Source organism: Sphingomonas sp. P4_D12, assembly GCF_056401895.1.
Genome location: NZ_JBFUIL010000005.1, coordinates 164,642 through 176,471, shown reverse-complemented (window position 1 = coordinate 176,471; position 11,830 = coordinate 164,642). Strand labels below are relative to the sequence as shown.

Genomic DNA, 11,830 nt, shown 5'->3' with positions numbered 1-11,830 from the left:
GTGTTTTGAAATTGCCGGAAAAGTAGAGCGGCCAGATAGCGATTGGGTTGCCGATTGGAAAGCCCCGCTAGGCTTGCTCGGCGGAGCGTATCGGCTCTAAGCAACGGGTCCTCCCAGCGCCGTCCGGCGTCATGGGCGCTGTTCGTCGCAGGAGACCTGAACCTATGCGCATCCCGCTGATGCTGTCCGTCGCCACGCTTGCCCTTACCTTCCCCTCGATCGGCCTCGCGCAACGCAATGCGGTGCCCGAGCCCGCCAAGGTCGATCCCGCCGTCGCCAAGGCGCGCGACGCCGCACTCAAGGATCAGGTCGCCTGGGATATCGTCGAGGATCTAACCACCGAAGTCGGCCCGCGGCTGGCGGCGACCGAAGCCGAAGCGCGCGCCCGAGCCTGGGCAGTGATCCGGCTCAAGAAGCTCGGTTTCCAGAACGTCCATGTCGAAACCTACAAGATGCCGGTCTGGGTGCGCGGCGCGGAGACGGCCGAGATTGTCGGTCCCTATCCGCAGAAGTTGGTCATCGCGGCGCTCGGGCGCTCGGGCGCGACTCCGCCGGAGGGCATCACCGCCCCGGTCGTCTATTTCCCGACGCTCGGCGACCTGGTCGCTGCGCCCGACGGCAGCCTGAAGGGCAAGATCGCGTTCATCTCCAACCAGATGAAGGCGACGCAGGACGGCAGCGGCTATGGCGCTTATGGTGGCGCGCGCTTCATCGGTCCGAACATCGCCGCCAAGAAAGGCGCGGTCGCAACCGTCATCCGCTCGATCGGCAGCGACAAGGGCCGCTGGCCGCATACCGGCGGGACCAATTGGGCACCCGGCGTGACGCCGATCCCGGCTGGCGCGCTATCGGTCGCCGACGCCGAGCAACTCGAACGCATCTTCGCACGCACGGACAAGGTGACGATGAAGCTGGTCCTCACCCCGCAGATGCTGCCCGACGCGGAATCGGGCAATGTCGTCGCCGAAGTGCCGGGTAGCGACCCCAAGGCCGGCACGATCCTGATCGGCGGCCATCTCGACAGCTGGGATCTCGCCACCGGCGCGATCGACGACGGCGCGGGTATCGCGATCACCGCCGCGGCGGCCAAGCGCCTGCTCGACGGTCCCCGCCCGCGCCGCACCATCCGCGTCGTGTGGTTCGGCGCCGAGGAACCCGGCGGGTTCGGTGGCGCGGCTTATGCCAAGGCGCATGCCGGCGAAAAATTCGCGATGGCGAGCGAATCCGATTTCGGCGCCGACAATGTCTGGCGGTTCAACACCAACCTGCCGGACAGCGCCAAGGCGGTCGGCGATCGGCTGGCGGCGGCCCTGGCGCCGCTTGGCATCGTCCGCGGCAAGGATGTCGCGGGTGGCGGGACCGATGTCGGCCCGGTGCTCGCGACCGGCGTTCCCGCGGTGACGCTCGCCCAATCGGGTCAGCGCTATTTCGACTGGCACCACACGCCCGAGGACACGCTCGACAAGATCGACCCGGAACAATTGCGCCAGAACGTTGCCGCCTGGACGACAATGCTGTCGATCGTCGCCAACGCGCCCGAGGAATTCGGGCCGGTAACGCCCAATACGAGCGAGTGAAACGCCCGCAGCGGCGAGTGCGGCTCGGCGCAAACCGGGAGTTGGGGCAATTTGGTCGTTGACCGCCACATTGTCGCCGTTATTCCTCTCGCTTCGCGAAGGGCAGATCGGCCCGGCTGCGAAACGACGGTAACCTTTTTGGGAGCACCCAGATGAAGAAGATCGCCATTGTTCTCGCCGCCGCGAGCCTGGTGTCCTTGGCGGCCTGCAAATCGCAGACCCCGGCTGCGGCGAATGCCGACGCGGTTGCGGACAATCTGGCGGCCGAAGCCGACAATCTCTCGGATCAGGCCAGCGACCTCACCAACAACACGGCCGCTGCCGCTGTCAGCAATGCGTCCGACAGCCTGAACAACGCGGCCGATTCGATCCGCGCCGAAGCGGCAAACGCCGCGGCCCCGGCCAAGAAGTAACTTCGCACCGTCGGGCCTGGCCCGTCGGCACGATAGAGGGGCGGCTCCTCCGGGAGCTGCCCCTTCTTCTTGCGTGCCCTCCGGCTGATCGTCGGCGGTCAAACGCGACGTGAACGAGCCGGGTTGCCGCCTGCATCAATGCCGCCTAGAGGACGCCCGCGTCGGGGAGTGGCGCAGCCTGGTAGCGCGTCTGCTTTGGGAGCAGAGGGTCGCAGGTTCGAATCCTGTCTCCCCGACCAGTTTTGCGGAATCAGCGGGCGTCCGGCGGACGCCCGCCCGCAAAACTCCCGAGTGCAACGGGGGGGGAAGTATTTTGCTGTCTGGGGTCGCATCGCTTTCTGCGGAAAACCGGTGCCCACTTTTCCGCGCGATGCTCCTGTCGCTTGCTAAATGACGACGCGGGAGTAAATCCCGCGTCGTCGGTCCTCGCTAACGCGAGGCCGGCCGGCGTTCGGCGTCTCGACACTAGCTCCGCTAGGGTCGTGCGCCTCACGGGTGGGGCCTGTAGCTCAACTGGTTAGAGCTGGCCGCTCATAACGGCTAGGTTGCGGGTTCAAGTCCTGCCGGGCCCACCAGCGCCGCCGGCCGTCGCCGCTGCGATCACATCGTCCAGACCTGCCGCTTTGGCGCCAAGCCGATCGAGTTCGGCCAACACCTTGTCCCACCAATGCCAGAAGGCGACCAGGTCTGCCTCGTCCTTCACATAGGGCGTGTGGCCCGGAGCGAGCGACGGCGAGTGAAAAGCAAAGCTCAAGACGCGAGTGCCCTCGCCGATCGCGACACGAATCGCTTCCAATGCCTCACGCACCGGAATGCCCTCCGGAGTCAGCGGGATGCGCTGAAGCAGCCCGGATCGTGCCAGCACCGCCCTCCCCTTCGGAATGCGTCCTGCCGACCGATAGAGCGGCATCCCGCCCGAGCGCGCGGCGCCGGTGAAGACCGTGGTCAGCGGCAGTTCGACGATCCCGCCGACGCGAAAGGCATGGTTGCCGAGCGCGGAGAAATCGGGACCGCCTTCCGACGCATAGTCGAAACCCGGCCGCATCGAACTGTCGAGGCGATAGCCATGCGCCGCCAGCAGATCGAAACTTGCCGGCCCCAGCCCATAACGCCCGGCGCGATAGGCCATCGGGCGCGTTCCGAAGGCCGTCGTGATCGCTTCGGTCAGTGCCACCAGCTTCGCCTCTTCGAGCGCGCGCGGCAGGTTGCCGACGAAGCTATTGCCCGGCGTCAGCGCTTCGTCGAACGGCGGGTTGACCCAGGGATGAAGCTGCGTCCCCACCGCCGTACCGCCAGTCAGCAACGGCCCGATCAGGTCGATCGCGCGCGGATCGGTGGCGATCGGGTGGTCGACCATCAGCGCGAGCGGCACGCCGGCCGCCGCGAACTGGGCCTGCGCCGCAGGGAGCGCCGCCACGGTCGACACCGACCGGTTCTCGCGCGCGAGCGGCTTGCTCCAGTCGAATTCCTCTTCGGTGTCGACGAACACGACGAAGCGCGTGCCGAACGAGTCCGGCCACGCGACGAGGTCGCCGGCCGCCGGCGGTTGCGGACGGAACGCTGCGGTCACGTCAATTGGAAGAAAGCTGCCCCACGCCGTGATCCAACGCCGCCGGCAGGCGCAATGTCAAGCGCTGCTCGCCGATCTTGAGGCTGCCGCCGAGTTCACCGGCCAGGTTGCGCGCCAGCCTGAGCCCGAACGCGGTGCCGAGCAACGTGCCTTCCTGGTCTTCGCCCTCCAGCGACAGCACGGCTTCGCCCGGCCATGCGGCAAAAGCGCGCGGGCGCTCGACGGCGATCCGCGCCTGGCCATCCTTCGACCACGCCCTGATCGCGATCCGTTCGCCGATCCCGCTCGCGCCGACAGCCAATGCCATCAACCGACTGATCAGACGCGCGACCGCGACCTCGTCGCCGGCGATGGCCAGACCCGGCGCGCCGCCATCGATGTCGACCACCGATTGCCGCAGCAGCATCAACGGCTCGAGATCGCGTGCGGCCCGCGCGAGCAGCGGCGCCACCTCGACCACCCCGGGACGCAGGACCAGCGCGTCCTGTTCGATCCGGGCGGCGGTGTCGACATCGTCGATCGCGGCGATCAGGTCATGCGTATCATGGCGAATCGCAGCGGCGCGTTCGCGATAGGCGTCGGGTGCCGGCCCGAGCACCTGCGCCTCGATCATCTCGGCAAAGCCCGAAATCGCATTGGTCGGCGTGCGCAATTCGTGGACCAGGGCGCGCAGCGCCTCGGGCGACGGACCGGTTTTGGGCATCGGTTCGGCGCGCTGGTCGGCGCGCGGTCGCCGCGCCACGCCGCGATAGCCGGTGAAGCGGCCGGTGGCCGGATCGAACGCCGGCGTCGCCGACAATTGCCATTGCCCGGCGGCCGGCGACGCACCGGCAATCACCAGGCGCGCATCCGCGAACGACGCGCGACGGCGGAACGCGCCGCTGACCACGCCATCGACCTGCGCCGATCCGGTGCCGAGCAGCACGCCGATCAGCGGCTCGCGTGGCGCGCCGTCGACCCAACGGATCGTCCCAGTAGCGTCGGTCTCGAAGCAGAAATGATCGATCGGCCCATCGCTGGCGATCGCGCGCGGCGGGCGCCCCAGATCGCCATGGTCGCGCTGATAGGCATCGATCCGGGCAACCAGATCGGCGATCTGAAACGGGCCCCTCGGCGCGGGCGCCGGGCTCGCGTCATTGGCCCGTGTGCTGGCGGGCGTTTCGGCACGTTGCGGCATCTCGCTGACGATCGGCCGATCCGGTACGATGCTGGCAACGGACGCGACCGCCTCGATCACGGATATCATCGGCTCCGGCTCGTTATCAGGCCGCGGCAGCGCGAAATCCGATCGCCCGAAACTGTCGAGCGCGCGCACCGTCTCAGCCGGCAGATCGCGACGATGGCGCAGCAGCGAGCGCGAGGTCGGCGGCAGATCGGGCAGCATTGCGCGCCATTCCTCGCCGGTCAGCTGCGCCGCCGCGATCACCGGTGCCGCGACCGACGGCTCGTCCTCCGCGAACAGTCGGACGAGTTCCGCCGGTGGGTTGGCGAAGGCGAGGCTGCGCGCGCTCGCCGCGCGGGTCCGCGTCGGGACCCGCGACCGTATCGCCCGCAATTGCTCGATCGCCTTCGCGTCGGGCGCCGCCCGACGGCGGCCAATCAGATCGGTCAGCTGACGCCATGCCGATTGCGCGCCGAACGACGTTGCCATATCAGCGCCGAGCACGGTGTCGAGACTGTCGTCGAAGCGCAATGATCGCCCTCTGATCGCGCGGAGCCGCCGCGCCTTAGGAATTTCTTAACCGCAGTGCGGCGCGCTTCAAACGGTTCATTTTGACGCGTCGCATAGTGGGACGATTGCGCAATCCAGCAATTATATTATGTTGGCCATCGGGCTAACTCGCATAAAATTCTTGGAGAACCGGCGATGGCGTTGGATCGGATCGATCGGCAGATATTGTCTTTGCTACAGGCCGACGGACGGATGACCAATGTCGAACTGGCCGACCGGGTCGGCCTGACCGCCCCCCCGTGCCTGCGGCGCGTCCGCGCGCTGGAGGAAGCGGGCGCGATCAAGGGCTATCACGCCGAACTCGACCCCGCGACCCTGGGCTATCCAATCACCGTGTTCGCGATGGTCAGCCTGAAAAGCCAGGCGGAGCGCGACCTGACCGCGTTCGAATCGCACATCGCGACGATTCCCGAGGTCCGCGAATGCCATATGCTCAACGGCGAAATCGACTTCATCCTGAAGATCGTCGCCGGCGATTTGAAGGCGTTCCAGGATATATTGACGACCCATCTGACCCCCGCCCCCAACGTGGCGAGCGTCAAGACGTCGCTGACCATCCGTACGTCGAAGAACCAGCCGGGGATTCCGGTCGGGGCTGAGTGAAAGAGGGCGGCCGTCGCCAGCCGCCCCTATCTCGTTTCGATCGCCTCGACTCAGCTGGTCGGCGGGCTGTCGATCCAGGTCGACCAGAAGCCGGCGATGTCGCTGCGCGGCGCGATGGTGACCGCGGCGAACGCCGCCTTGGCGCCGGCCTTGTCGCCCGACAGCGCCAGGGCGATGCCCAAATGCGTGTTGACCTCGTCATTGTTGACGCCGCCCTTGGCCAGCGCCTGCTTGTAGAGCGCGATCGCCTTGACATAGTCGCCACGGCCCAGGAAGGCGTCGCCGGTCTGCGACGACAGCGCGCCATTGGGCGACGCCGCCGCCTTGGTCTCGAGCCCGGCGAAAGAGCCCTCGGCCGCGACCTGGCTGTTCGAGCTGGTGACCAGCGCCTGGATGTTGGAATTGCCGGTGCCGGGGATTTTGCCCGCCGCCTTGCCCTCGGCGATCACCGCCTTGGTTTCGTCGGGCAGGCCGACGTCCATCACCTTTTGCGCATATTCCTCGTAATAATTCTGATCGGCGAGCGACTTGGTCTGGCGCATCAGCCGGAACACGTCGATCATCTGCTTCTTGTCGAGCTTGGCGACCGGATTCTGGGTCAGCGCGTAATAGCCGAGCGCATCGCGCCAGGTCTTCGACGTCGGATAGGCGACGAGCCAGCGCTTCAGCCAGACGATGGTCTGTGGCTTGAGGCCGGCGGCGGCCGATTGCGCGATGCCGTATTTGTAGATGTCCTCCGACTGCTTGCCGGCCGCGGCCACCTTTTCGAGGTCGGCCATGCCGCCAGCGGCATCGCCGGCCTGGACCTTGGACTTGGCGAGATAGAGCGGCAGGTTCGCTTCGGTCGACCCGTGCTGCTGCGCCTGTTGGAACAACCGGCTCGCGCGCGCCCAATCCTTGTTGTCGTAAGCGATCGTCGCGCGGCTGAACTCGAACTTGGGCAGCATGTCCGGCGGCGTCTTGGGATTGACGATCAGCGCATCGAGCGGGGCGATCATCGGTGCCGGATCGAAGGCGCCGTTGGTCCCGGCGGAGGAATCGGCGATCTTCTGCGACACCAGGGCATAGCGCAGGAAGGTCGAGATATATTTGTCGTCGTCGGTCTTGGCCGCCGCCTCGGCTTCGCCAACGGCGGCTTCCGCTGTCGCCATATCCTTGGCGAGCAAGGCGGTCTTCGCCTTGTTCGCGGCGACCGCGACGGCCTGGGTATATTGCGGGCCGGCCGGCGCCTCTTCCTTCTTCTTGGCAAAAGCGGGCGGCGCAAAGGCCAGCCCGGTCGCGCCGGCGACCATCGCCGCGGCGAAGGCGGCCGTCGAAATGCTCTTCATCAATCTCTCCTCATGGGCGGGGGAACCCTATCCCCACCGCTCTAATCAGCGGGCGCCGGGGGTTCAAGGCGCGTAGCGGCGCAAATCGCCGAAACCGGCTGAATGCGGATTGAATGGAGAATTGCACCCGCGCTGCCACTCGGGCAGGGGTTGGCACCGGATTGCGCCTCGCATGCGCCAAATTGCGCTCTCGCGCGCGCCAAATTGCGCCCTCTCGCGCGTACGCGCGCGCGTGACATCGGTTGCATGACCCGCTAGGGTCGTCATCGAACAGCAACATCACCTGAAAGACCCCAAAACTTGACCGACGAGACCGTCCTCGCCGACCCCTCGGACATTACCCCCATCTCCATCGTCGATGAGATGAAGTCGTCGTATCTCGATTATGCGATGAGCGTGATCGTCGCCCGTGCGCTGCCCGATGTGCGCGACGGGCTGAAGCCGGTGCACCGCCGGATCCTGTTCTCCGCCCAGGAAAGCGGATTCTTCTACAACCGCCCGTATCGCAAATCGGCGCGCATCGTCGGCGACGTGATCGGTAAATATCACCCGCACGGCGACAGCTCGATCTACGAGGCCTTGGCGCGCATGACCCAGGATTGGGCGATGCGGCTGCCGCTGATCGACGGCCAGGGCAATTTCGGATCGATGGATCCCGATCCCGCCGCCGCGATGCGCTACACCGAAGCGCGCCTCGCCAAGTCGGCGAGCTTCCTGATGGAAGATCTCGACAAGGATACGGTCGACTTCGTTCCCAATTACGACGGATCGGAAAGCGAACCGTCGGTTCTGCCGGCACGCTTCCCCAATCTGCTGGTCAATGGCGCCGGCGGCATCGCGGTCGGCATGGCGACCAACATCCCGCCGCACAATCTGGGCGAAGTGATCGACGCGTGCTTCGCGTATATGGACAATGGCGCCATCACGACCGAAGAGCTGATGGAATATGTGCCGGGTCCGGATTTCCCGACCGGCGCGATCATCCTCGGCCGCTCCGGGGCGCGGTCGGCCTATGAGACCGGACGTGGCTCGATCATCCTGCGCTCGCGGCACGAGCTCGAAGAGGGGCGCGGCGATCGCCGCTCGATCGTCCTCACCGAAATCCCCTATCAACAGGGCAAGAACGCGCTCGTCGAAAAGATCGCCGAGGCCGCCAAGGACAAGCGGATCGAAGGCGTCAGCGACATTCGCGACGAATCGAACCGCGAAGGCGTGCGGATCGTCATCGATCTGAAGCGCGACGCGACTCCCGAAGTCGTGCTCAACCAATTGTGGCGCCACACGCCGGCGCAAGGATCGTTCCCGGCCAATATGCTGGCGATCCGCGGCGGCCGCCCCGATCTGCTCAATCTCCGCGACTTCATCCAGGCGTTCATTCAGTTCCGCGAACAGGTCATCACGCGGCGCGCCAAGTTCGAACTCGCCAAGGCACGCGACCGCGCGCATTTGTTGCTCGGCCTGGTCATCGCGGTCACCAATCTCGACGAAGTCGTCCGCATCATCCGCGGATCGTCGAGCCCAACCGAGGCGCGGCGCGCCCTGCTGATGCGTGAATGGCCGATCGCCGAAATCGCCGGCTATATCCGGCTGGTCGAGGCGACCGATGTCGAGGTCACCGGCGACAGCTATCGCCTGTCCGACCTTCAGGTCCGCGCGATCCTTGACCTGCGCCTCCATCGCCTGACCGCGCTCGGCCGCGACGAGATCGGCGACGAGCTCAAGGAACTCGCCGCCTCGATCGCCGAATTGCTCGAAATCCTGGCCAATCGCGCGCGCCTCTACGAAGTGATGCGCGAGGAACTGGCCGCGGTGCGCGCCGAATTCGCCACGCCGCGCCGGACCGAGATCGCCGGTGCCGCCGACGGTATCGAGGACGAGGACCTGATCGAGCGCGAGGACATGGTCGTGACCGTGACCATGCAGGGTTATATCAAGCGCACCAGCCTCGACACGTTCCGTTCTCAGGCGCGCGGCGGCAAGGGCCGTGCCGGCATGGCGACCAAGGACGAAGACGTCGTCACCGAATTGTTCGTCACCTCGACGCACACGCCGGTGCTGTTCTTCTCGACGCTTGGCCGCGTCTACCGGATGAAGGTATGGCGCTTGCCCGAAGGCGGCGCGAATACGCGCGGGCGACCGATGATCAACTTGCTGCCGTTGGCCGAGGGCGAAACGATCTCGACCGTGCTCCCGCTGCCCGAGGACGAGAACGAGTGGGGCAAGCTCCACGTCATGTTCGCCACCGCCAAAGGCTCGGCGCGCCGCAACTCGATGGACGCGTTCACCAACGTGCCGTCGAACGGCAAGATCGCGATGAAGTTCGAGGGCGAGGATGAGGACGATCGGCTGATCGGCGTCGCGTTGCTCGACGAGAGCGACGACGTGCTGCTCGCCACGCGCCAGGGCAAGGCGATCCGCTTCGCCGGCGATGAGGTGCGCGAGTTCCAGAGCCGCAATTCGACCGGGGTGCGCGGCATGCGCCTGGCCGATGGCGACGAAGTGATCTCGCTGTCGATCCTGCATAAGGTCGGAGTCAGGGACCAGGACGAGCGCGAGGATTATCTGCGCCACGCACCCTGGAAGGGTGAGGACATCGAGGGCACGCGCAAGCCGCGCGAGATGGACGATAGCCGTTACGAAGAACTGATGGCCAAGGAGCAGTTCATCCTGACCGTCTGCGCCAACGGCTATGGCAAATTGTCCTCAGCCTATGAATATCGCCGCACCGGCCGTGGCGGTCAGGGCATCACCAATATCGACAATATCGCCCGCAACGGCCCGGTCGTCGCCAGTTTCCCGGCAACCAAGGGCCATCAGCTGATGCTGGTCACCGACCAGGCCAAGCTGATCCGCATGTCGCTTGGCGATTTGCGCGTGATCGGCCGCGGTTCGGCAGGCGTCCGCTTGTTCAACGTGGCCGAGAACGAACATGTCGTCTCCGCCGCGCGGATCGAGGAGACCGAAGGCGACGCCGAGGCGGACCTGACCGCGGGAGAAGAGCGCGAGGTCGCGCCCGATCCCGGCGCCGATACCGCCGATGACAGCGCGGCGGGACCGGCCGACGGCGAATGAGTGAGCGTCCGGACATTGCCTATAAGGTGCTGACCGCCGATCAGATGCGCGCCCTGGAAGCCGATGCTTTCGAGGGCGCGCCGATCGACCTGGCCGATGGCTATATCCACCTGTCGACCCGCGATCAGCTGACCGAGACGGTGGACAAGCATTTTACCGGCCAATCGGACCTGTGGGTCGCGGCGATCGACCTCGCGGCGCTGGGCGACAGCATTCGGTGGGAAGAATCGCGCGGTGGCGCGCTGTTCCCGCACATCTATGGCGCCATGCCGCTCGACGTCGTGATCGCCTATGGCGAACTCGAGCGGGACGATGATGGGACGGTGAAGCTGCCCGTCGCTGGTTGACGGCAATTCAGGGCAGCAGGTCGACGACCTCGAACCCTTCGCCTTCTTCGCGCAGCAGCATCGTGCGGTGACAATGTTTGGGGTCATGCTCGAAGCACAGCAGCGCCGACGGCTTTTCAGCGGCGAGGCCGCGGAGTTGCGCCGCCTGAGCCTGCGCCTCGGGCAAATGGAGCTGCCCGGCATAGACGCGTTCCATCGTCCGCCAGTCGCCCTTCTTCGCTGCGTCCCGCCCCGGCTTGGGCGTGCCGAGCGCCTTGAGGTGGACATAACCGATCCCGCTGTCCTTCAGCGTCGCCGCCAGGATGTTCTTCGAGAACCCCGGGCGGCGGGATAGCGGCAGTGCGCGGACGTCGATCACTTGCTCGACGCCCGCCTCGCGCAAAGTGGCGAGGAAAGAGTCCATCGTCGTGCCTTCATAACCGATGGTGAAGATCTTCATCGTCTTTCCAACGCAGCAAGGTGGTGACGGCACCCCAGGCGATCAGCGCCTGACCGGCGAAATAGAGCGGCCAGATCAGGAACACGGGGATCAGCGAGCCGGCCAGGGGCCCCATCTTGGCAAAGATCAGCAGGTCTGAGGCAACGAACATGACCGCGCCGAGCCCGACCCGATAGCGCGGAAAGCGACTGATCCACGCGCTTGCCGCCATCATGCCGAGCCCCGCGGCATAAAGCGCGATACCAGGCGCGGCAGCGCGATCCGCGGGAAGCAGGAAAGCTATCACCGGCACGCTCAGTAGTAGCAGTACGGACAGCATCATCTGGCTCGGCGAGGATCTGCTGCGGCGATGGAGCAGATAGAGCGCGGTCGCGGTCAGATGACCTGCGAGAAACGCCAGCGCGCCGCCGGTCTGACTGCGCTCGAGCAGCACATCTCCCAGCGTCCCCAGCGCCAGCACCGCGGCGACCAGCCAGCCGTCGCGTCCGCGAGCGTTGAGCGCCGCCCAGATCGTCAGCAGACCGACCCCTGCCCCTTTCCACGCGATCCAGGGCAGCGTCGGAACGGTGTGCTGCCCGACGAACCAGACGAACAAGAGCCAGAACCAGAAGCTGGCGCCGGCCAGTAATGCCAGGATCAGCAGCCACGTCGCGCGGGGTCTCAATGGGATCGCGGTCATGGCGATGTGATGGCCCCGCGATTCGATATCGGCAACATGCTTTGTCATCCGCTCGCGGCGCGGCTATCGC

Annotated in this window: 10 protein-coding genes and 2 tRNA genes; 7 read left to right on the top strand and 5 right to left on the bottom strand. The window is 66.2% G+C overall.

The window, feature by feature from the left end; translation table 11 throughout:
• The first annotated feature begins 164 nt into the window (after nt 1–164).
• From AC1DSD_RS10940 to AC1DSD_RS10925, 4 genes are all read left to right on the top strand, one after another.
• The gene (locus AC1DSD_RS10940; protein WP_478030052.1) at nt 165–1,577 is read left to right on the top strand and encodes a M20/M25/M40 family metallo-hydrolase; all 1,413 of its coding nucleotides are present in this window, start codon (nt 165–167) and stop codon (nt 1,575–1,577) included.
• A 152-nt stretch (nt 1,578–1,729) separates the two neighbouring features.
• Complete coding sequence (locus AC1DSD_RS10935; RefSeq protein WP_478030051.1) at nt 1,730–1,990, top strand: hypothetical protein; 261 nt, start codon at nt 1,730–1,732, stop codon at nt 1,988–1,990.
• A 162-nt stretch (nt 1,991–2,152) separates the two neighbouring features.
• Nucleotides 2,153–2,229 (top strand) — tRNA-Pro (locus AC1DSD_RS10930).
• Between the two features lie 259 nt (nt 2,230–2,488).
• Nucleotides 2,489–2,565 (top strand) — tRNA-Ile (locus AC1DSD_RS10925).
• Here AC1DSD_RS10925 and AC1DSD_RS10920 read toward each other — a convergent pair.
• Nucleotides 2,544–3,560 (bottom strand): polysaccharide deacetylase family protein, encoded by a 1,017-nt coding sequence (locus tag AC1DSD_RS10920; protein ID WP_478030050.1) that lies wholly within the window; start codon nt 3,558–3,560, stop codon nt 2,544–2,546. The two genes, AC1DSD_RS10925 and AC1DSD_RS10920, sit on opposite strands and share 22 nt — an antisense overlap.
• Nucleotide 3,561: 1 nt before the next feature.
• Complete coding sequence (locus tag AC1DSD_RS10915) at nt 3,562–5,253, bottom strand: sensor histidine kinase (protein ID WP_478030049.1); 1,692 nt, start codon at nt 5,251–5,253, stop codon at nt 3,562–3,564.
• A 174-nt stretch (nt 5,254–5,427) separates the two neighbouring features.
• On the opposite strand from AC1DSD_RS10915, the gene AC1DSD_RS10910 reads away from it, so the two are divergent.
• Complete coding sequence (locus tag AC1DSD_RS10910; protein WP_066810938.1) at nt 5,428–5,895, top strand: Lrp/AsnC family transcriptional regulator; 468 nt, start codon at nt 5,428–5,430, stop codon at nt 5,893–5,895.
• A gap of 50 nt (nt 5,896–5,945) precedes the next feature.
• Here the strand turns inward: AC1DSD_RS10910 and AC1DSD_RS10905 are convergent, their stop codons facing one another.
• Nucleotides 5,946–7,223 (bottom strand): hypothetical protein, encoded by a 1,278-nt coding sequence (locus tag AC1DSD_RS10905; RefSeq protein WP_478030048.1) that lies wholly within the window; start codon nt 7,221–7,223, stop codon nt 5,946–5,948.
• A gap of 300 nt (nt 7,224–7,523) precedes the next feature.
• Here AC1DSD_RS10905 and gyrA point away from each other — a divergent pair, with 300 nt between their 5' ends.
• Nucleotides 7,524–10,295, top strand: coding sequence for a DNA gyrase subunit A (gene gyrA, locus AC1DSD_RS10900; protein WP_478030047.1), 2,772 nt, complete (start codon nt 7,524–7,526; stop codon nt 10,293–10,295).
• Nucleotides 10,292–10,642 (top strand): DUF952 domain-containing protein, encoded by a 351-nt coding sequence (locus tag AC1DSD_RS10895; protein ID WP_478030046.1) that lies wholly within the window; start codon nt 10,292–10,294, stop codon nt 10,640–10,642. The genes gyrA and AC1DSD_RS10895 overlap by 4 nt, the downstream gene beginning before the upstream one ends.
• A gap of 7 nt (nt 10,643–10,649) precedes the next feature.
• Here AC1DSD_RS10895 and AC1DSD_RS10890 read toward each other — a convergent pair whose 3' ends face one another.
• Together AC1DSD_RS10890 and AC1DSD_RS10885 are read right to left on the bottom strand one after the other, a co-directional pair.
• Nucleotides 10,650–11,081 (bottom strand): DUF488 domain-containing protein, encoded by a 432-nt coding sequence (locus AC1DSD_RS10890; protein WP_478030045.1) that lies wholly within the window; start codon nt 11,079–11,081, stop codon nt 10,650–10,652.
• Nucleotides 11,056–11,808 carry a lysoplasmalogenase family protein gene (locus AC1DSD_RS10885; protein WP_478030044.1) on the bottom strand — a complete coding sequence of 251 codons (753 nt, stop codon included), beginning with the start codon at nt 11,806–11,808 and terminating at the stop codon, nt 11,056–11,058. The genes AC1DSD_RS10890 and AC1DSD_RS10885 overlap by 26 nt, the downstream gene beginning before the upstream one ends.
• Nucleotides 11,809–11,830 lie beyond the last annotated feature (22 nt).